Annotated in this window: 19 protein-coding genes; 9 read left to right on the top strand and 10 right to left on the bottom strand. The window is 61.5% G+C overall.

The genetic code is table 11. The annotated features are described in order from the left end of the window. Positions 1-82 precede the first annotated feature (82 nt). The 5 genes from QMA15_RS17060 to QMA15_RS17040 form a co-directional block, all read right to left on the bottom strand. Entirely contained in the window at positions 83-1,372 is a 1,290-nt protein-coding gene (locus QMA15_RS17060; protein ID WP_290285635.1) for a helix-turn-helix domain-containing protein, read from the bottom strand. Between the two features lie 35 nt (positions 1,373-1,407). Next, complete coding sequence (locus QMA15_RS17055) at positions 1,408-2,841, bottom strand: NAD(P)/FAD-dependent oxidoreductase (protein ID WP_259118315.1); 1,434 nt, start codon at positions 2,839-2,841, stop codon at positions 1,408-1,410. Beyond that, on the bottom strand, positions 2,838-4,685 hold the full coding sequence (locus QMA15_RS17050) for a DUF3556 domain-containing protein (protein WP_134998964.1): 1,848 nt from the start codon (positions 4,683-4,685) through the stop codon (positions 2,838-2,840). Before QMA15_RS17050 ends, QMA15_RS17055 begins: the two co-directional genes overlap by 4 nt. An 85-nt stretch (positions 4,686-4,770) precedes the next feature. Continuing rightward, on the bottom strand, positions 4,771-6,243 hold the full coding sequence (locus QMA15_RS17045) for an AMP-binding protein (protein WP_029537171.1): 1,473 nt from the start codon (positions 6,241-6,243) through the stop codon (positions 4,771-4,773). A gap of 132 nt (positions 6,244-6,375) precedes the next feature. Then, positions 6,376-7,269 carry a LysR family transcriptional regulator ArgP gene (locus QMA15_RS17040; RefSeq protein WP_080910331.1) on the bottom strand — a complete coding sequence of 298 codons (894 nt, stop codon included), beginning with the start codon at positions 7,267-7,269 and terminating at the stop codon, positions 6,376-6,378. A 75-nt stretch (positions 7,270-7,344) separates the two neighbouring features. On the opposite strand from QMA15_RS17040, the gene QMA15_RS17035 reads away from it, so the two are divergent. From QMA15_RS17035 to QMA15_RS17025, 3 genes are all read left to right on the top strand, one after another. Further along, positions 7,345-7,965: a LysE/ArgO family amino acid transporter gene (locus QMA15_RS17035; RefSeq protein WP_259118304.1), complete on the top strand. Its 621-nt coding sequence runs from the start codon at positions 7,345-7,347 to the stop codon at positions 7,963-7,965. A 114-nt stretch (positions 7,966-8,079) separates the two neighbouring features. Beyond that, positions 8,080-9,402 (top strand): ClC family H(+)/Cl(-) exchange transporter, encoded by a 1,323-nt coding sequence (locus tag QMA15_RS17030; RefSeq protein WP_259118301.1) that lies wholly within the window; start codon positions 8,080-8,082, stop codon positions 9,400-9,402. 72 nt (positions 9,403-9,474) lie between these two features. After that, the gene (locus QMA15_RS17025) at positions 9,475-9,714 is read left to right on the top strand and encodes a DUF4440 domain-containing protein (protein ID WP_097386701.1); all 240 of its coding nucleotides are present in this window, start codon (positions 9,475-9,477) and stop codon (positions 9,712-9,714) included. Between the two features lie 29 nt (positions 9,715-9,743). On the opposite strand, the gene QMA15_RS17020 is transcribed toward QMA15_RS17025, so the two are convergent. The 3 genes from QMA15_RS17020 to QMA15_RS17010 form a co-directional block, all read right to left on the bottom strand. Then, positions 9,744-10,931, bottom strand: a complete 1,188-nt coding sequence (locus QMA15_RS17020) for a 4-hydroxybenzoate 3-monooxygenase (protein WP_020971147.1) — start codon at positions 10,929-10,931, stop codon at positions 9,744-9,746. 99 nt (positions 10,932-11,030) lie between these two features. Further along, positions 11,031-11,783 carry an IclR family transcriptional regulator gene (locus tag QMA15_RS17015; protein WP_259118298.1) on the bottom strand — a complete coding sequence of 251 codons (753 nt, stop codon included), beginning with the start codon at positions 11,781-11,783 and terminating at the stop codon, positions 11,031-11,033. 79 nt (positions 11,784-11,862) lie between these two features. Then, complete coding sequence (locus QMA15_RS17010) at positions 11,863-13,230, bottom strand: NAD(P)/FAD-dependent oxidoreductase (RefSeq protein ID WP_019745793.1); 1,368 nt, start codon at positions 13,228-13,230, stop codon at positions 11,863-11,865. A 123-nt stretch (positions 13,231-13,353) separates the two neighbouring features. Between QMA15_RS17010 and QMA15_RS17005 the strand changes: the two genes are divergently transcribed. From QMA15_RS17005 to QMA15_RS16985, 5 genes are all read left to right on the top strand, one after another. Further along, positions 13,354-14,244 carry a LysR family transcriptional regulator gene (locus tag QMA15_RS17005; protein ID WP_019745794.1) on the top strand — a complete coding sequence of 297 codons (891 nt, stop codon included), beginning with the start codon at positions 13,354-13,356 and terminating at the stop codon, positions 14,242-14,244. Positions 14,245-14,336: 92 nt separating this feature from the next. Beyond that, the gene (locus tag QMA15_RS17000; RefSeq protein ID WP_279218919.1) at positions 14,337-15,800 is read left to right on the top strand and encodes a benzaldehyde dehydrogenase; all 1,464 of its coding nucleotides are present in this window, start codon (positions 14,337-14,339) and stop codon (positions 15,798-15,800) included. Positions 15,801-15,932: 132 nt separating this feature from the next. Next, positions 15,933-17,450 (top strand): MFS transporter, encoded by a 1,518-nt coding sequence (locus QMA15_RS16995; RefSeq protein ID WP_029537174.1) that lies wholly within the window; start codon positions 15,933-15,935, stop codon positions 17,448-17,450. Between the two features lie 45 nt (positions 17,451-17,495). Beyond that, complete coding sequence (locus QMA15_RS16990; RefSeq protein WP_019745797.1) at positions 17,496-17,843, top strand: hypothetical protein; 348 nt, start codon at positions 17,496-17,498, stop codon at positions 17,841-17,843. Beyond that, entirely contained in the window at positions 17,836-18,507 is a 672-nt protein-coding gene (locus QMA15_RS16985; protein WP_069145400.1) for a Dabb family protein, read from the top strand. The genes QMA15_RS16990 and QMA15_RS16985 overlap by 8 nt, the downstream gene beginning before the upstream one ends. Here the strand turns inward: QMA15_RS16985 and QMA15_RS16980 are convergent. Both QMA15_RS16980 and QMA15_RS16975 read right to left on the bottom strand, forming a co-directional pair. Then, on the bottom strand, positions 18,490-19,419 hold the full coding sequence (locus QMA15_RS16980) for an alpha/beta hydrolase (RefSeq protein ID WP_031330713.1): 930 nt from the start codon (positions 19,417-19,419) through the stop codon (positions 18,490-18,492). The two genes, QMA15_RS16985 and QMA15_RS16980, sit on opposite strands and share 18 nt — an antisense overlap. Before the next feature lie 175 nt (positions 19,420-19,594). Then, positions 19,595-20,680, bottom strand: coding sequence for a TerC family protein (locus QMA15_RS16975; protein WP_019745800.1), 1,086 nt, complete (start codon positions 20,678-20,680; stop codon positions 19,595-19,597). 225 nt (positions 20,681-20,905) lie between these two features. Here QMA15_RS16975 and QMA15_RS16970 point away from each other — a divergent pair, with 225 nt between their 5' ends. Further along, on the top strand, positions 20,906-21,253 hold the full coding sequence (locus QMA15_RS16970) for a hypothetical protein (RefSeq protein WP_020909514.1): 348 nt from the start codon (positions 20,906-20,908) through the stop codon (positions 21,251-21,253). The last annotated feature ends 1 nt before the right edge of the window (position 21,254 follow it).

Here is a 21,254-nt window from a genome sequence, read left to right as displayed (position 1 = left end):
CAGGCACAACAGAACACGGCCAGGCTCCGCATCGGTCATCAAACCCCGATACGGAGCCCACAGGCCGTGTCGCGTCCACAACTCACGACGTCTTGGCGGGGCGCAAGACCGATCTACCCAACAACTCACAAACCTGCAGGGCCAGAGCGAGATCCAACTTGTCTCGGCCGGCAGCGACTGGATCCCCGAGCGCCTTGTTGATGCGATACTTCACGGTATTCCGGTGCAGATTCATGTGATTGGCAGTGTGCAGATGGCTTTCTCCGTGGGCGAAGTACACACTCAACGTCGTCCGCAAGGATGTAGCAGAAGGCGTATCGTCCGCCAACGGGCCTAGCACCTCCCAGACCCATGACTTCGTAGAATCGATGTTCTCGGACAGAAGTGAAACCACAGCGACGCCGCGGTCCCCGAAGCTCACCACCGGCTGTTGCGGCGTATCCGGCACGGCAGCAACCGAATAGGCGGCGGTTGCCTGTTCGTGAGATCGCTTGAAACCTTCGACCCCTGACCCTGGCAGTCCGATTGCCACCCGCGCTCCGCCGTCCAACGGCACTGCCGCAGCGAGAACCTCCGGATCCGGCGCAGGCACCCGGCGACCGAACGGCAGCCACGCCCACACCGTGCGTCGATCGATGGCGGTGATGATCGGCGGCTTGTCCGCTCCCGCCGCTGCGCCGAGATCACGTACGAGTCGATCGAGCGTGTTGATACCCATGACGTCCGCATCCCATGTCGACCAAACCACCAGGGCGACGTGGTTCTGACCAAGTCGGTATCCGGTCTCAGCTTCGAAAGCAGCGGTATCTGCGTTGGTGCCGGACAGGAGGGCGTGGATCGCGGCCGAATGGAGGTTTCCCTGCGCTGCCATCCATCGACTGCGTTCCCGCTCGTACGCGTCGAAGACGTAGAGCGTGATCCAGTCGATGTAGCTGTAGACCACATCCGAAGTGTGTTTCAGGACAGCCAAAGTGAGTCGCGCCGGAATATCCAGTGTGCTGATTTCGTCGTGACAGATCCGCATCAGATCGCCTTGGCCCATGTGGTAGGCCCGAACGAGGGAATTGGACGGAACGTCCCGCTGCGCCAAACGCAGAGCGTATTCCACTGCGGCAGTAGTCGGTTGGAGATGATCGATCGGAATGTCGTTGGCCAATACGTGGATGATCGTCGTGATGTTTCCCTGCACGCTGGCCTCGAGCATTTCGAGCAATTTGGCGTCTGCATCCAATTGGTCGATTTCGTGAGCCATCATGAAGGCCATCTCACGCGCGATGTCGGCACTGCGCTCGTCGAGTCGTCGGGCCAACTCGGCAACCACCGCAAGCACTTCCGGCTCCGCGGCTGCAGGCACTCGGGCGAGGCGCCGCATCGCTCCGGCGCCTCGCTCCTTGTGCGATGGACTACTCACAGAACTTCCGCACCCTTTCGTCGTAGGTACTTCAGAGCCGATTCGGCCGCGTTGTACCCGCACATTCCATGTGCTCCGGCACCCGGCGGGGTCGAGGCCGAGCACAGGTAAGTGCCCGCGATCCCCGTGCTGTACGGATCGACTGCGACGCGCGGACGCAAGACAACCTGCAGTTCGGTGTTGGCACCTCCGATGATGTCGCCGCCTACCTGATTCGGATTGTCTTGTGCCAGGTCGGCTGTACCACTGCTCGATGTCGCGACGATCTGATCCCGGAATCCTGGCGCAAACCTCTCGATCTGACGAATGATCGCCTCTGTAGCGTCGCCGGCATATCCGTGTGGCACGTGCGCATAGGCGTACAGCGGATGAACGTTCCCGGCGGATCGGGTGGAATCAGCCAAGTATTGCTGACCGAGGAGCACGAACGGCCGGTCCGGCATGCGGCCTGAATTCGTCTCACGCTCAGCGGCCACGATTTCGTCGAAACCACCTGCCAGATGGACAGTTCCGGCCCGAGCGCAATCCGGATTGGTCCACGGCACATGACCTTCGATCGCAAAATCGACCTTGAACGCTCCGGGAGCCTGCTTGAACTTTCGATAGGCTCTCGCCACTCGGCCCGGGAGTCGATCGCCCAGGATTTCGAGCGCACCCCCCGGATTGACATCCAGCAGAACAACATCGGCGTCCGGAATCTCGGAGGCCGTGCGAACCCGAATGCCGGTGTCGATCTTGCCGCCGTGATCGAGGAGCATCGCGGCCATGGCGTCGGTGATCGAACGCGAACCTCCCTCGGCAACCGGCCAACCGTAGCGGTGACCAGCAGCAGTGATCATCAATCCCACCGCCGAGGTGGCCGGACGGTTGAGTGGATAGAAGGCGTGCGCGGCAACCCCGCCGAACAGCGCCTTCCCTTTGTCGGTCTTCCACAACTTCGCGGTCACGGTTGCCGGAAGCAGCGCTCGCGGACCGAAAGCTGCGAGCCGAAGCGGATGGCGCGGAACATTGACGATCGGGCGCATCAGGTCGGACGCCAATGCATCGAATCCCGTCGACAAGTCACCGAACATGCGTTGCCATCGAGGTCCGTCCGCGCCGAGTCCCGCCGCCGTCTGCTCCAGCGAGCGGTACAGAACACCGGCGTCCCCGTTGTCGAGCGGATGCGCGCAGTCCACCTCTGCCCATCTCCAGATCAGCCCGTATCGCTCGAGGTCCAACTTTGACAGGTACGGCGAGCCGATACCCATCGGGTGAAACGCCGAGCAGTGATCGTGAATCAACCCCGGTACGTCGATCGGACCGGAGCGGGTGCCTCCGCCGATCTGGTCGGCAGCCTCGAGCACCCGCACGTCCACACCGCTACGTGCGAGGTGTACCGCGGCAGCGAGCCCATTGGGCCCGCTGCCGACGACTACGGCCTTTGTCACTTACTCACCTCTTGCTCGCTACCGCTGACCCTCGTACGCATCTTCGGTTCGGAGACCACCTGCGGATCTGTTGCCGCGCGGTCGGCCCGTACGTCCAGTGTCCACTGAACGTCGAACGGAATGGGCCCGTTCGGCAACCACGGTTGTTCGGCAACTGCGTCGGCGACCTTGAAAGTACCTCGTTCGATGACGCCGAGAGCTGCGTCGATCACCTGGTACTCCTGCGTTCCCTTGTGGATGGGCTGCGATTCGATCCAGGTCACCAGGAACTCGCCGGGCGCGAAATTGCAGCGACGCTGAATGGCGGCGATCAACTTCGCGTCGTGCAGGTGCCCGTCACCGAAGTTGAAGGCGACGATGGAGTTGCACATGAACTCGGCTTCCCGCAGCGAGTACGTGTTGATGTCGTCGCCGAGGTGCCTGATCATCAGTGAGAACAGTGCACGCCCCTGGCTGTGCATGGAACGCCAGCCCAACAGCTGATGCAGAACGACATCGGACACATCTTCGGGGTACATCGTCATCAACTGATTACGCGTATCCGGCGACGGACGCTTGATGTACTGGTCGATCTTTGCTTCGGCGCCCGGCGCGAATGCCCACGTCGCAGATGCCCAGTTGCCGGCGTACTGACGCATCGACGGCAGGAACGACACCAGATCGGGTCGAAGGTTTCCGAGAATGGGGAAGAAAGCAAGGGCTGCAATAATTCCCGCTGTGATCCAGGGTGAAGACATGGCGCCGAGGCCGTAGCCGTCCCACGCCGGGAAGCCCAGGAACAGGAAGACCGAGGCGTAAGCGAACAGAAGATTCCATTCCAGCGGAACGGCCAGCGGGAAGGTCGACGCGATGAAGAGATGGAATCCGACCATGAGGATCACGGCGAGGATGGTGAGTGTCTTGTTCGTCGAGAACAGCAGTATCAACGGAGTGACGATTTCGACCATCGTTCCGGCCACGTGTGCGACCCCGCCGCCGAGGTGCGAGGGTCGCAGATCCTCCGGGAAATTCCGGTAGTGCGCACGCTTGATCTTCTTCGACGGGATCCACGGCGTATTGCTGAGCATCGGGGGGACCACCAGCGAGAAGTGACGGCCGAACTTCGAGACACCGGCACCGATCCACACCATGACGATCAGCAGTTTGAGCGCCAGAATCATGTCGACGAAGGGCAGGAACGTGAAGAAGAAGATCGCCGGCAGGTACTGCTCACTACGGGCAGCGATGAAGGGCACCTTGTCCCGCAACCCGAGAATCACCATGAGCACGAGGAAGGAGTACAAGACCGTCGGGCGTACCAGTCCGGCATTGTCGGCGATTGCCGAATCGATTCCTGCGGTGTGAACGCCGGGAAGAACTACGGCAACAAGAAGATTGGCGACTACGGCGACGTAGATGAAGACGTCGAACACCGTGCGGGTGTCACCCGAGGTGAGCGGCACCTTGCCCGGCCACGGTGGAAGGCGAATCGTGCCGGGGCGGATCCAGTAGAGAACTCCACCGGTCATCGGTTTGAAGTGGCCGGCCAATGGACCCCAAGACCCTGCCAGGCCCAGGATTTCGAGCATCATGGTCCAGATGATGAGTTTCTGGTAGACGATCGGCTGGTTCCACCATGATCCGATGTCGAACCACGAGAGGCCGGAAGTCAAAGTGGCAACGGCTGTTCCAGCTGCCAGGTAGAGGAACAACAGTTTCATGATGTAGACGGTGTGGACCATCTTCGGTGTACCGAAGCCGTAATCCACCCAGTGCGTGGACATGTCACGCAGACGCTCGAGAAACGGCTTGTCCATGAAGGTTGCCGGATCGACGGGAGGGAAGTTTCCTTCTTTGAATCCCATGATGTGCTCCTGAAATACGGAATGTGGGCATGACGGATCGACTCGACGCACGTCGTCGAGTTGTGCTGGTATTACGGGGAAGGGACTAGTGAGCGGGAGTTGCGCTCAGAGCTCGTCTCATTCCGGGTTTGTCGATCTTGCCCACCGGGTTTCGGGGAAGCGTATCGACGACGTAGATCGCCACTGGCACCTTTACTCGGGTGAGCAAGGCCGTGACATGTTCGAGCAGTTCGCCTTCGGTGACGGGCGCGTCGGGGTAGGCAACGACATAGGCAACTGGCACCTCTCCGTAGACCTGGTGCGGAGCGCCGATGACGGCGGCCTCGAGCACGGAAGGATGTGTGGCGAGCGAATTTTCGATCTCCTTGGGGTAGATGTTCTCGCCCCCACGGATGATCATGTCCTTGATGCGATCGACCAGGGTCAGGTAGCCGTCTTCGTCGAGGACCCCGACGTCGCCGGTATGCAACCAACCATCCTTGACGGTCTTCGCGGTCTCCTCCGGCTTGCCCAGATAGCCACGCATCACGTTGCCGCCCTTGATGACCACCTCTCCGGCAGTTCCGACGGGAGCAAAGGTTCCGTCCTCGGCAAGAATGGCAATCTGCTGGCCGGGCAACGCCGGGCCGACCGTACCCAGTTTGCGCAGGCCCTCCACAGGATTACAGGCCGACGCACAGGTCCCCTCGGTGAGTCCGTAACCCTCCACGATCACGAAACCGAAACGCTGCTCCGCGCGTTCGAGGAGTTCCTTGCTGATCGGCGCCGCACCGCACACGGCAAATCTCAAAGATGACGTATTGATCGAGGCGTCTTCCGGCTGCGAGGTCAGCATCGCGTAGATTGCCGGCACCGCCGAGAAATACGTGGGGCGAAGCCGCGCAACGTCGTCGAAGAATCTCGAAACCGAGAACTTCCCGGTGACACTCACCTGTCCGCCGACAAGCAAGGGCGTCAGGACGCTGACGCAGATCGCGTTGACATGGAACAACGGCAGAATCAGCAGGCAGTGATCCGCGCCGGTAACACCGATGTTCTTGCCCATCGACGAAGCCATGAACTGCAGGTTGGAATGCGTGAGCATCACTCCCTTGGGCCGTCCAGTGGAGCCGCTGGTGTAGATGAGTAACGCCAGATCGTCTGCTGCAACATCGATTCCGGGTCGGGGATCGGTCGGCGGCACTGTCGCCAGATCGTCGACGACCAACACCGCACGGCCGCCCGAGGGCGCATCGGCAGTAGCGGTGATGACCAACTCGGCCCCGGAGTCCGCGATCTGGTAATCCGCTTCGTTCGCAGTGAACATCGGATTGATGGGTGTAGCTGCAGCACCGATGCGCCAGGCAGCCATGATCGCGATCAGCAACTCGACGCGATTGGGCAGCATGATCGCCACCACGTCACCGAGTCCGATTCCGAGTCCGGCCAATTGCGCGGCAACAGCTTCCGTACGATCTGCGAACTCTTCATACGTGAGTTCGACGTGGTCGTCCCGCAGGCACGGCTTCTTCCCGTACTTCTCCGCAAGATCCCAAGCCAGATATCCGATGTCCGCCACGAGAGTCAGCACCTTTCATTCGTGTGTGACTCAAAACACTATCGGCGTCCTGCGGCCGAAGAAACGGTCTCAGGGGATCAACTTATCCAGGTTCTTTGTTCCCTGAGCACAACGCCGCAAGGGCGGCGAACATCAGATCGAGGGCTGATGCAACACTTCGTGGGCACGTCGGGTCACCACTTCGGAGATCCGGCGCAAGACGGGTGACGACAGTTTCCACTGCTGCCAGTACAGCGGAACGTCGTCCACGAAGTCCGGATCGAATCCGATCAGCACTCCGCCGCGATCGTCTTCGCCGCACTGCAGGTCCGGTATCAACCCCCACCCGTATCCCCGTCTGACGGCGTCCGCGAAGTCTGCCGATGACGGAACAAGATGGCGAGGCGGATCTGCCGGGTGGCCGACCTTTTGATCGAGGTACCGATCCTGCAGCAGATCCTTGCGATTGAACACCACCAGCGGTGCCTTCGAAAGGGATTCGGCCGTGACACCATCTGCGAACCAGCGACGGCAGAACTCTGCGCTCGCCATCGGCCGATACCGCATGATGCCCAACCGACTGGAGGTACACCCTTGAATCGGTGACGCAACAGACGTGACGGCAGCCATGACCGAACCGTCGCGCAGCAGTTCGGTGGTGTGGTCTTGATCGTCGAGATGAAAATCGAAACTGACTTCTTGCGTGAACTCCGCGAGGGCCCCGAGAACCCAAGTGGACAGCGAATCGGCATTGACCGCGATCGAGACGCGGGCGAAGGTGTTCGAACCGTTTTCCAAACCGAGTTCTCGCACGGTGTCACGCGACAGTGCGTCTATCTGACGGGCAAGACGCAGGACTTCTCTCCCGGAATCGGTGACCTGGATGGGTTTGGTGCGCTGCACCAGGATCCGGCCAACCGAGGTCTCGAGAGCTTTGATTCGTTGGCTGACCGCCGAAGGCGTGATGTGCAGCTTCCGCGCCGCCGCCTCGAAGGTTCCCTCGTCGACCGCAGCGTGCAATGCCCTCAGTTGCTCGAAATCCAACATAATCTGAAGCTACTCTGATGCGTCCTAAGAATCATTAGCTGGACTGAATGAAATCTGAGCGGCAGGCTCGACAACATGCTCAGCACCAACGACCCTGCGTCGGCCCTCGTCGGTTTCGGAGTCGGACTGTCATTGATCGTCGCAATCGGCGCCCAGAATGCGTTTGTTCTTCGCCAAGGTCTGACGCGATCGCACGTACTCGCGATCGTCGCAGTGTGCGCGTTGTCAGACGCAATTCTGATCCTTGCAGGCATCAGCGGAATCGGGACCCTCCTCGAACACGCACCGTCGCTGATCACGTTCGTTCGTATCGCCGGTGCGGTCTTCCTCCTCAGCTATGCAATCTTCGCCGCCAAGCGGGCGCTTCGACCCCAGACGCTGGCGCCGGATCAGCACGGCAACGGTTCGAGGCTGGCCGCCGTCACGATGGCATTGGCTCTCACCTGGCTCAATCCACACGTTTACCTCGACACCGTGGTGCTCATGGGTTCAATTGCCAACGGTCGCGGCGAAATCGGACGTTGGTGGTTTGCGGCCGGTGCCATCACCGCGAGTGTGGTCTGGTTCAGCGCCCTCGGTTACGGCGCACGTCTGCTGACGCCGCTTTTTGCGAAACCCAACGCCTGGCGGATTCTCGACGCTCTGATCGCCGTGATGATGGCGGTTCTCGGAATCAGCCTGCTTGTCGAATTGTGACTCGGCTGCACAACCTCGATCCGACACTGCGGGTATCGGAATGGGTTACCGTCCAAGGTGAGGAAGCTCAATTCACCTGTCGCGAGTTGTGACCATCAGGTAGGGCTGATCACGATGACCGAGGACGACGGCGGCACCGAACCGCGTGACTCCAACCGCGGACTGAGTTTGCTGTGCCTTCTCGCTGCGGTCGCCGGCGTCGGGGTCGGATTTGTCGGCGGCGCGTTCCGTTGGTGTCTGATCAGGGCCGACGAACTCCGTCGGACGATCATGAATTGGGCGCATCACGTTCCGTACGTCGGGTGGCTCGTGCCGGTCGTCCTGGTGGCCTTGTGCACCGTGCTGGCCGTACTGATCGTCAGACGAGTCCCCCTCGCAAAGGGAAGCGGCATCCAGCACGTCGAGGCGGTGTCCCGCGGCGAAGCGAAACCGCCGGGAATCAATCTCGTGCCTGCCAGATTCATCGGCGGCCTCTTGGCGATCGGCTCCGGTCTGGTTCTCGGCCGCGAGGGCCCCACCGTACACATGGGTGCGGCGATCGGGGCAGAAGCGGGACGGCGGGCCCGCCTTGCCGAACCGGACGTCGCCATGCTGCAAACATCCACGGCCGGAGCAGGACTCGCCGTCGCGTTCAACGCGCCGATCGCCGGGGCACTGTTCGTCTGCGAGGAGGTGACGCACTCATTTCGGCTGCGCACCGTGCTGCCAACACTTTTCGGTGTTTCGGTCGCGGTGGGTTGTGCACGACTTGTCATCGGTGACCAACCCGATTTCGAGGTCGGCACCGTCCCGACGCCTCAACTCGCACTCTTGCCACTGTTTGTCGTCTTCGGAATCCTCACGGGGCTACTCGGTATCGCCTACAACCGCTTGATTCTGGGTCTACTCGACGCCGTTGCACGACTCGACAGGATCCCGCCGACTGTCATCGGCGCAACGATCGGCGCCACCATCGGCCTGACGCTGTTCCTCGACCCGCTGGCCAGTGGGGGCGGCGACGTTCTTGCACAGATGATCGTCGGCGGAAGGACCTTCGTACTGCCGATCCTGCTGCTGTACTTGGCGGTTCGGTTCTTCACTGGCCCGCTCTCGTATGCCGCTGGAACTCCCGGCGGACTGTTCGCTCCCTTACTTGCACTCGGGGCACTCTGGGGGTCGATCTTCACCGGACTGTCGAGCTTCGTGCCCGGAGTGGACGCCGGGCTCACGGTCACCATGGCCACCATCGGCATGGCTGCCTTCTTCGGCGCTGTAGTGCGCGCACCGTTCACCGGCATCGTGATCGTGGTCGAGATGACAGCGGTGACGTCGACGCTAATTCCGATGCTCGCTGCCACTGCGGCAGCGGTATTCGTCGCCACCGCGGCAGGGTCGGCACCTATCTACGACAGTCTCCGAGAACGGATGTTGGAAACTCGACACCCACCTCTGCGATGATCACGACCGACATCGTGCCCGACCAATGCGTAGGCAGAGGAGCATTCATGACCCCACAAAGTCTTCACCGAGATAGGTGCGTCGGGTAGCGTCCGGGACCTACCGTCGACCGTTGAATCACTGCGAAACGAACCCATCGACGGTGACGGCATCGAAGTTCACAACTTGACCGGTCGAATCATCGACGACGGATACGTCCTGACACAGTGGGATTCACTCCGTGGCGTGCGTCGAGCGCGGCGCACATCCCTGTGGCGCCGCGCCCCGGCCGGATGGCAACTGGTACACCATCAAGGCACCCCGCTCCACTGATTACGCACCGCAAAATCTGCGACAACTCTCTAGATCAAGGGCGTTCCGACGTAGTTCTCGGCGATCAGCGTTCGTCCGGCGACCGAACGCGTGACCATGTCCAACTCGGCCAATTGACGGCGATGCCCGAAACCGCTGTCGTCTGGCAAGCGATGGAGCATCGACGACATCCACCACGAGAAGTGCTGCGTCCGCCACACACGCGGCAGCACCGTTTCGGTGTACCCGTCCAACATCTTTCGGTCGGACGAGGTGAAGAAACTGTCCATTGCCTTCGCCAGAGCGTAAACGTCGGCGATCGCGAGATTCATACCCTTCGCACCGGTCGGCGGCACGGTGTGCGCCGCATCGCCGGCAAGAAACAGGTTGCCGTGCTGCATCGGTTCACAAACGAAGCTGCGGAACTGAAGGATCGATTTCTGAAAGATCCTGCCGTCCTTGATCTCTGCGCCCTCGCCGTCGACGCGCATGTGCAGCTCGTCCCAGATTCTATCGTCGGACCAGTTGTCCACGGAGTCGTCCGGATCGACCTGGAGGTAATGACGCTGCACCTCGGGCGTCCGCGTGCTGATCAGTGCAAACCCACGCTCATGGTTGGCGTAGATCAATTCTTCCGATGACGGCGGAGCCTCGGCCAGGATGCCGAACCACGCGAAGGGATACTGGCGGAAATGATCCGTTCGGATCGACGGTTCGGGAATCAGCTTTCGCGTTTGCGTACGTGATCCGTCGCAACCGGCCACCAGGGCGCACTCGAGCTTCTGGTCGTTTCCGTCCGAATCGACAAAAGTGATACTCGGGCGATCCGATTCGTGATCGTGCACTTTCGCGTCGGACACTCCGAATCGAATGTCCCCGCCGTCAGCGAGACGTCGCGCGATCAGATCCTTGAGCACCTCGTGTTGCGGATACACCGTGACTGCGCGCCCGTCGGTCAGTTCGTCGAACGCGATTCGGTGCCCTCGCCCGCCGAATCGCAGCTCGATTCCGTGATGTTCGAGGCCTTCCCGCTTCAGTCGATCACCGAGTCCGGTCTCGACCATGAGATCAACCGTGTTCTGTTCGAGCACGCCGGCACGAATGGTGCCTTCTACCTCTTCACGGGTGCGACATTCCAGGACTACCGAATCGATTCCCTTCAGATGCAACAGATGCGAGAGCATCAACCCGGCGGGACCACCACCGACGATTCCGACCTGGGTGCGCGAAGAAGACATACAGAGAACTCCTGAGGTGAGTGACGATTGAGACCACCATCGACCACGACCACTCCCCTGAACAGCTGCAATTTCACTCAGTGAAAGACAGAAATAGAGCTACTCGAGCCCGCCGCCACCGAGCCCGCGTGATATTCCACGGGCGGCCGCGACCAAGGCCGGCAGTAAAGGAGCTGGATCCTGCTCCACCGGAACAACTGTCGAGACCGCTGCGACGACATTGCCGCCGGCTTCGCGTATCGGAGCGGCGACGGCAAGGGTTCCGACGTTCAGATACTCACGGCAGACGACAAATCCGGTGCGTCTGATCTCGTCGAGAGTTGCTCGCAAAATCCGCTCGGACGTAATGGTTTTGGGAGTGAACGACTCGAGACCGGCCTGGAGGACGTCGTCGAGAAGCTCGGTTCCGCCGTGCGCGAGGAGAATCAGTCCACCGCTGGACGCGTGCAACGGCAATCTTCCCCCGGCCCGACCGACAACGGTGACAGCACTACGCGAGGACAAGCGCTCGAGGTACAGCGCCTCGGTACCCTCACGAACGACCAACTGCACATTCTCCCGGGTGACCTCGTACAGGTCCTCGAGGAACGGCAACGCCACCTGCCGCAGGCCGTGAGCGCCGGGAGCAAGAGCGCCGATCTCCCACAACCGCACTCCGACCTGGTACTTGCCGTCACTCCGACGCTCGAGTGCGCCCTCGGCCACCAACTGCCCACACAGCCGATGAACGGTGGGCAGAGGTAAGCCGCTGCGACGACTGATCTCCGACTGCGTCAACCGCGGCGATTTCGCGTCGAAGGCGCCGAGCACGATAAATGCCCGGCCGATCAACGAACGGTCGCCTGATGCCATTCACACAGTGTGACAGGGCAGTGCCACTAAGAATCCACTGTGACTGACATCAGGCGAAACGTGTTCAGGCGGTGCGGAGCTACGCGGAGTGCGCCAATTCCGGTTCGCGTTCGGTCACCGGCGGCGCGGCCTCGATCTTCATCGGTTCCTGCGCGTAGTGGAAGTGCGGACGACGGTGACCGATGAACGAACCGAACCACGACATCACAGCGACGTACCGGTTGCGGAAGCCCACCAGATACATCACGTGCACGGCCAGCCACATGAACCAGGCGATCGTGCCCTTGAACTCGACCTTGCGGACGCGACATACAGCGCTGAATCTGCTGATGATCGACATGCTGCCCTTGTCGAAGTACTTGAAAGGCGTTCCGGCCTTGACCTTTCCGTTCACAGTCTTCGCGGCGTGACGGCCACCCTGCATCGCAACGGGCGACTGACCGGGCAGACCGTTGAGCGAAGTCATGTCGCCGATGGCAAAGACGTTGGCGAACCCGCCGACGGTCAAGTCCGGATTGATGAGCAGACGACCTGCGCGGTCACTCTCACAACCGGTTGCCTCTCCGAGCACTGCGGCGAAGTCGTTGGCGCGTACACCGGCCGACCAGATGACGGTCTCGGCGTCGATGCGCTTCTCTTCCTTGGTCTTTGCCGAAGAGACGGTGACACCATGCTCGTCGATGGCGGTGACCATGGTGTTGAGGACTACCTCGACACCCGACTTCTCGAGCGAGGCCTGCGTGTACTCACTGAGCTTGCCGCCGAAGGCCGGAAGCGCAACGCCGGCGCCTTCGACCATGGTGACCGTGACCTCGTCGGCACTGATGTTGTTGATGGCCTTCGCAAAGTAGCGACGCGCCAGTTCCTTGATCTGTCCGGCGAGCTCGACGCCGGTCGCGCCGGCACCCACGACAACGAAGCTCAGCAGGTTACGGCGAACCAGCGCGTCGTTGGTGGTGTGCGCTTCCTCGAAGCAACGCAGGATCTGCTTACGCAGTACCTCGGCGTCCTCGACGGTCTTGAGCTTGTAGGTGACCTTTTCGAACTCGTCATGCCCGAAGTACGCCTGCGTGGCACCGGTGGCTGCGATGAGCGAGCGGTACCCGAGCGTGTGGCGGGTGCCCGAGGCTTCGTAGACGACGGTGTTCTCTTCGGCGTTGACCTCGACGACGCGGCCGAGGCGGACGTCGGCGTTGGGGTACTTCTGCAGGATCGTGCGGATGGGCGGAGCAACTTCGCCGGCCGACAGGACACCCGTCGCCACCTGGTAGAGCAGCGGCTGGAAGAGGTGCTCGGTGGTGGCGGAGATGAGAACGAACGGCGTCTTGGACTTCGCGAGGGTCTTGGCCGCGGCGAGGGCTCCGAATCCCGAACCGACGATCACAACCTGAGTCTTCTCGTGTCCAGTCGCGTCGATGTCGGCGCGACCCGCAGCTGTTCTATCCACAACGAACTCCTCAACCAAATTGAAAGTATGACTATTACGGTATGGACTGATCATGGGTCGGGTCCAGCTAGCTGGAGTATTCGCAAGACTGTTATCTCGATTGCTCATAAGTAAGCTGTCCTCATGGACTTCCGCCAACTCAAGTACTTTCTCGTCGTGAGCGAGGAACTGAGCTTCAGTCGCGCTGCCGAACGCTGCTTCATCTCGCAGTCGGCGATCAGCCATCAGGTCGCACGACTGGAGAAGGAGCTCGGGGCGACACTCTTCGAGCGCTCGACCCGGGCGGTTCGCCTGGCCCCGGCAGGATCGCGACTGGTGCCCATCGCGCAGCAAGTCCTCAGTCTCGAAACGATGGCGTACTCCGTCGCACGAGACCCGAGAGCCCGGATCCGAATCACCGGAAACATGAGCTTTGCCGCTCAGACGCTGGACGCCATCGCACACGTGCGCGAACTTCATCCGGACCTGGACGTCGAGTTCGTCATCAAGAGCTTTGCCCACCGCATGGATGCTGTGGCCTCCGGTGACGCGGACATCGCCCTGATTCGCGGCGGCGTCGACCGCCCCGGACTCGAACCCTTGGACCTCGGCGTCGAAGATCTTCTCGTCGTCATGTCGAGCCGACACCCCCTAGCCGGCCAGCAAAGCGTCGACCTCAATGATCTGGCCGCATATCCCCTGCTCCTGCCGCCGCGCCAAAGTCAGGTGCTCATTCACAAGGTGGTCGAGGACGCATTCCGCGAGATCGATCGACGCGTCCAACTGGGCCCCGCAATTCCGAGCGATCACACAGCCACGCTGGACGTGATCACCAACCCGCGCGCCTGGACCCTGCTCTATTCGATCACCGCAGGCGAATCTCCACGCGCTGGAATCAGCTTCATGCGAGAATCGCACGGCCGCTTGCGCATTCCCGTCTCGGGAGTGACCCGCAGCGGCGCTACCCACTCCGCCGAGTTCGCCGATCTGATCCAAGCACTCAAGGACGCCATGAATCCGTCTTTCACTGAGTGAAAGTGTGATGGCGATCGACCCCCTCACAGAGCAACGTGGTGGGCAACCATGTGATGCGGCGCGCGGTTGCATCCCTTTACCGAGGAGCAGCCATGACGCGTTTGCTGAGCGACCCTGTGTGGGAATCGAAGATCTTCGACGGCGAATGGGTTCGCGGTAGCGCCGACGATCGTATTGTCGTCGAGCCGGCCACCGGCAAGCAGTTGACGACGGTCGGCATGGCAACACCCGACGACGTGGCAGCCGCTGCAACAAAAGCTACTGCAGCTCAGAAGGATTGGGCGGCAATACCATACACTGAACGAGCCGCCGTTCTACGCCGCGCCGGTCAACTGTTCGAGCAGTACGCCGACGAAATCGGCGAATGGGTAATCCGCGAGGCCGGCAGCATCCCGGCCAAGGCCGGGCTGGAAACCCATACCGCTGCCGAAGAGTGCTACAACGCAGCAGCTTTGGCCGCACACCCTGTCGGCGAGGTTCTGCGCTCGGAGCAACCTCGGCTGAGCTTCTCTCGTCGCGTACCCGTCGGAACCGTCGGCGTCATCGCGCCGTTCAACTTCCCCATCATTTTGTCGATCCGTGCAGTCGCTCCCGCACTGGCGCTGGGCAATTCGGTGATTCTCAAGCCTGACCCGCGCACGGCGATCTGCGGCGGTGTGGTTCTCGCTCGCATCTTCGAAGAAGCAGGCTTGCCCGCCGGAGTGTTCAGCATGCTGCCGGGCGGCGCTGACGCCGGTGAGGCAATCGTGGTTCATCCGAGCGTTCGCGTCATCGCATTCACCGGGTCGACCCGAGCTGGACGCGCGGTCGGCGAACTGGCGGGCCGCCATCTCAAGCGCGCTCATCTTGAACTCGGCGGCAACAATGCACTGATCGTCATGGATGACGTCGACCTCGAAAAGGCCGCATCTGTCGGCGCTTTCGGATCGTTCATGCACCAGGGACAGATCTGCATGACCACCGGCCGCCAACTGGTCCACGAAAGTATCGCCGCCGACTACACCGCACTCCTTGCCGAACACGCCGACAAGCTTCCGGTAGGCGACCCGTTCACCGGTCAGGTCGCACTCGGACCCATCATCGACGCCAAACAACGCGACCACATCCACTCTCTGGTCAACGGAAGCATCGCGGCCGGAGCAAAACTGGCTGCCGGCGGCACCTACGAGGATCTCTTCTACCGGCCCACCGTGCTAGCCGACACCCCACTCGCCGCGCCGGCCTTCGCCGACGAGGTCTTCGGGCCGGTCGCACCGGTGACCTCCTTCGCCACCGTCGAACAAGCCGTCGCCATAGCCAACGATTCCGAGTACGGATTGTCGCTGGGCATTCTGACCTCCGACGCCATGCGCGGACTCGAACTCGCCCAACAGATTCCCACCGGCCTGGTCCACATCAACGATCAGACGGTCGGCGACGAAGCCGTCATCCCGTTCGGCGGCATGGCGTCTTCGGGTAACGGCGGCCGTGTCGGCGGTATCGGTGCAAACCTCGATGCCTTCACGGAAACACAATGGGTGACGGCGCAAAGTGCACTCCCGGTATACCCCTTCTAGAACGAATTCACAGGGCATGTCCCACTCGGTCGCTGACCAGCATTGACGGGATCGATCTCGCGGACTTACCATCCAGAGAAAATTACTTCGCCACATTAAGCATTTTCTCTTGTTGTTCCCGAGAAGGACCCGTTGACGAACACAGTTACGACGAGCAGTGCCGCGAGCCCCAGCGCTACGCCAACTGCCACCGATTCCCCGGACCAGTCCGTAGCAAGATCGCCGCGCCGGGAGGCCGTGATCATCGGCGCTTTGAGCCTGGCAGCGATGATCGTCTCGATGATGCAGACGCTGCCGGTTCCGATCCTGGGACGGATTCAGTCCGACCTCGGAGCCTCGTCCGCCGGCGTCAGTTGGGTGACGACGGCGACCCTGCTTTCCGCTGCCGTCTTCACTCCCCTGCTGGGACGCTACGGCGATCAGCACGGCAAGAAGCGCACCTTGGTCGGCGTCCTCGTCGTCATGGTGATCGGTTCGATTGTCGCGGCATTGGCGCACAATCTGCCACTGCTGATCCTCGGCCGTGTACTCCAGGGAACAGCCACCGCGATCTTCCCTCTCGCACTCTCGGTCTTGCGCGAAGAGATACGACCACAGAAGCTTCCCGGCGCCATGGCCCTGGTCAGCGGAACTCTCGCGTTCGGCAGCGGTCTCGCCCTCGTGGCCACCGGTCTGCTCACATCGGCTCCGGATGCCGACTACCGCAACGCCTTCTGGATGGCCACCGGATTCGCAGTGCTGGCCTTGATTGCCGTCGCCACGCTGGTCCCGCCCACCACGCACAAAAGCGGTGGGCGCGTGGACCTCATCGGTGCGCTGAGTCTGGGCGCGGCACTACTTCTGCTTCTTCTGGCCATTTCTCAAGGCCACCAATGGGGGTGGTTGTCACCCTTGACCGTCGGTGTTTTCGTGGGCTCGATCGTGATGTTCGCAGTCTGGGTATGGATCGAGAAGATCGTCGACGAACCGCTTGTCGACATGCGGATGTTCGTCCACCGCCCGGTGATGATGGCAAATCTTGCCGGCGTCGTGGTGGGCTTCGGCATGTTCGCGAACTTCCTCGGGATCTCGTATCTCGCACAACTTCCCCGCGATCTCACCGGATACGGCTTCGACGCGAGCATTCTGCGTGCGTCGGTCGAATTCCTGCTGCCTGGCGCGATAGTTTCGCTGATCGCCGCCCCGATCGGCGGTCGTCTCATCAGACTCCGTGGGCCGCGATTCGTTCTGGGACTCACTGCGATCCTGGGCGCGGTGCCGTTCGCGTGGCTCGCGTTCGACCACACGCACACCGCGTCGGTCATCGGTGCGGGCATGGTGATCGGCGCCGCCCTGAGCCTCGGCTATGCAGCCATGCCCGCCATCATCATGTCCAACGTGCCGCATCATCAGAGCGGCATCGCCAACGGCATCAACTCGATCTCACGTTCCACCGGCAGCGCCATCGGCAGCGCAGTAGTGACAACGATTCTGGCGTCGATGACAATCGCGAACCTCCCCGAAGGTGTTCCGGCGATGCCAAGCGAATCTGCCTTCACCGTCACGTTCGCGACCGCGGGCGTTGCCTTCGTTCTGGTGGGACTGGTGGGGTGGCTGGGGCTGCGACCGGCACGCTCCCCGTCCGCTTCCGAACAACCTCCCGCTGCGTGAGATCGGTAGTACCGCAGAGACTTAGACGGAACGTAGCCTGCGCACATGGCAGGTGAGACTCTCTACGTGATCGACCGGATCGTCACGAATCCCGGATGCGGGCAGAAGTTCGTCGACGAATGGCGTGCCGGCTACCTGCCGAACGCCCGGCGACGCAGCCTGACCCTCGACAACATACTTGTCAGTCCGCCGTTGTGGTCCGAGTACGAACCGAACGTCGTGACTATCACGTGGACCGTCGACGGAGCCTCCGGTTGGTGGGCCATGACTCGTCTGAGTCGCGGCGACACCACGCTTCGGCAGTGGTGGGATGCCATGGAACCACTCATCTGCGAACGTAGCCGCACCATGGCGGCTGCTGCCGACGACGTCGAGGCACTGGCCGATGTATAACGTCACGAGGGTTGTTTTTGCTGCCGACAGCACGGACTCGGACGGCTGGGCGGATGCGGTGAACACCATTGCGGCAGTGGCAGAATCGTCGGGCGCAGTTCGCCATCTCGTCACCGCTACTCTGCCCGGCGCCATCAACGGCGGAGATCTGATCGTTTATCTTCAGTTCGCGAATGAAGCCGCGTGGCGAGCCGTTAGCGATTCCGTCGACGCCGAACTTCACCACGATGCCATCGAACGCTTTCACGGCGCCGAGTACGTTTCCGGAACCGAGGGTCGCTCGCGCGCCACCGGCCCGAACGGGGTGTACCGAGCGCTGCTGATTCGCGTTGAACCCACTACCTCCGAGGACGAAATCGAACAGTTCGAAAGTGACCTGCTGAAGATGCCCGGGCATATCTCCTCGATCGCTGCCTGGCGACTCAGTCGGGTGAGTGCGGCGACCGGCGCAACACCTGCATGTGACGAAGCACCGTGGACCCATGTGTGGGAGCAGGAGTTCACCGACCTCGAATCACTGCAGACCCAATACCTCGATCATCCGATCCACTGGGGCGTCGTTGATCGATGGTTCGATCCCGAATGCACCGAAGTCATTGTGCGGGAAAGAATCTGCCATACCTTCGGTGAACTGGGCGACGAGATCCTATCGAGCGGCGGCTGATACCTCGCGGATCATCGCCCAAACTTTCTGGCGTGCCGGCTCTGTGAGCGACAATGACGGAATAGTGAGGAACCCGTGAAACAACCCGTCGAAGCGATGATGCTGCACGGGGACGCCGGCCGAGGCAAGCAGTTTCGCGTACTCGTCACCGGACGAGCACGGCGGATCCAGCTCGGCTGTCACGACAACAGCCGCGGGAAGATCGGCGAACGACTCTGTCCGAGTGGGTATCACCCGCACGTCATCTCGGCGTTCGGGAGCATATTGGTCCCAGTACCACTTCATGGCCGTGGTCGTGTTGTAGTGGTCGGTACCGTAGAGACGGTAGGACTCGGTGTCGAAATCGTCGTCGATCACCGGGTAGATGAGAACCTGCGCCGCAACCGCCGGCCCCCCACGATCGCGGGCGGCGATGGCAACTGTCGCAGCAAGATTGCCGCCCGCGCTGTCGCCGGCAAGGACTATCTTGCTCGGGTCTGCGCCGTACTGTGCCGCGTGTTTCGCCGCCCACTCCAATGCGGCGTAGACGTCGTCGTGTGCTGCCGGCGCGGGGTGCTCAGGGGCCAGACGATAATCGACGGAGACGACGACGGCGCCAACCCCTTCTGCCATGGACCGGCAGAATTCGTCATGGCTGTCCAGGTCACAGAACACGAAGCCTCCGCCATGAGCGAAGACGACCAGCGGTATGGCGTCGGAGGAAGTGTGCGGGCGGTAGACGCGGATCGCCAGATCTCCACCGGGGCCCTCGATTGCGAGGTCTTCGACCGTACGCAAATCGGGAAGCCGCTCCAACGGGGCGCGTCGATTCCGAAGCAGAGCACGTAACTCCGACGGCTCGAAGCTGGTGACATCCGGAAATGCGGCGTTGAGCGTGGCCAGCATGGTGATGACTTCCGCGTGAATTGTCATGTGCACTCCTGATCTCGGACGTCGGGCATCCGCCAAGGTAGATCGCGCGCGGCCGAGTGAGAACACACCTTCCCGATCAGTGGTCTGTTTGGTTACGAGAAGTCGTGAGAAACGAAAAGGGAGACCACACCTCGTTGTGTGGTCTCCCTTTTCGATTAGTTCAGCCGATCAGGCGTCAGCTCCTACTGCGAGCATCCACCTTGTCGTCATCGTCGTCGTGCTCGCCGGCAGCAAGTGCGATGTCGGAAGACTCGACGCCCCCATTCGGGCCTGTCTTCTCGAGGTCGACCGGTGCATCACCGGACGCAACCTCTTCGGCCTCAGGCTCTTGCGGTAGCGGTTTCTTGAGGCTCAGGATGATCGAGCCTGCCAAGACCACGATGATCACCGCGAGGCTGACCAGCGAGGGGATCTCGGGGATCGACGTGCTGATCACCTTGTGGCTGGCCTGCATGATCAGCTTCACGCCGATGAAGGCGAGGATGATCGACAGACCCTTGGAGAGGTAGTGGAACTTCTCGAGCAGACCCGAGAGCAGGAAGTACAGGGCACGCAGACCCAGGATCGCAAACGCGTTACTGGAGTACACGATGAACGGGTCGTCGCTCACTGCCAGGACTGCCGGGACGCTGTCGACTGCGAACACGAGGTCGGCGGCTTCGATGGCGACGACGACGGCGAACAGCGGTGTTGCGACGCGCTTTCCGGCTTCCTTGACGAAGAACTTGGTTCCCGCGTATTCCTCGCGAACCGGCATGATCTTGCGCAGCAGGCGAACTGCCAGCGACGTACCCGGATCGAAGCTCTCGTCGTCGTCCTTGAGCAGCTTGTAAGCGCTGTAGAGCAGGATGGCGGCGAAGACGAACAGCACGGCCGTGAACTTGCTGACCACGGCAACGCCGGCAGCGAGGAAGATTCCGCGGAAGATCAGGGCGCCGATGACACCGAAAAACAGCACACGGTGCTGGTACTCACGGGGCACCTTGAAGTAACCGAAGATCAGGGCGAACACGAAGAGGTTGTCGACCGAGAGGCTCTTCTCCAACAGCCAGGCTGTTGTGAATTCGACGCCCGAGTTCACCCCCAAGGTCAGGGTGACAACCACCGCGAACACGAGAGACAAACCGACCCAGAGTGCACTCCACCAGGCCGCTTCCTTGAAGCCGATGACATGCGCGCCGCGGTGGGCGAGCAAGTCGATGAGCAACATGACGACGATGACTGCGGCGAACGCGGCCCACGCCCACATGGGAACGTTCATCGCTGACCACCTACCCGAATGGCACTGATGACTGCGGTCACGGGGAGCTCCTTCACTGGGTTCGGACGGCCGTCTCGCCGTCTTCTCCAGTGTTCCTTGCCGACTTCTATCCATCCCTGTCGAAATATCGACGACTTTTGTATCTAAAGTTGCCGAGATCATGCAATCTAAAGGTGTTGCATCCGAAACCGCCGTTGGAAGGCAACTTGTTCTAGCCTGGCAAACATGAGCACCTCGTTGTACTACTCCGCCGTCCGCTCCACACCGCTGACCGACGACGAGAAGGCCGAAGTCGACCGACTCATCGCCGTCCACAACGACGAATTTCCGTTCGACTACGAGGTCCTGGACCTCTACCCGTCGGATATCCCCAACACTCTGCTCAACGGCTCGACCAAGATCTCGAGCGATCCGACCGAGGTGATTCCGTCACTCGTCTACTGGTTCAACGCACTGACCGAACTCCGGCGAGCGGTGCCCGACGCCGACTGGGACGTTTCACTCGACGACACCCCCGCAGATTGGGATGACAACTCCGGCTACTCGCTCCCCGGTCTCGATGACATGCAGTAGC

Origin of the sequence: Rhodococcus sp. APC 3903, from assembly GCF_030407755.1 — a bacterium.
GTDB classification, from domain to species: Bacteria; Actinomycetota; Actinomycetes; order Mycobacteriales; family Mycobacteriaceae; genus Rhodococcus_F; species Rhodococcus_F erythropolis.
The sequence above is the reverse complement of the archived record's forward strand: the minus strand, read 5'-3'. Positions and strand labels throughout refer to the sequence as shown.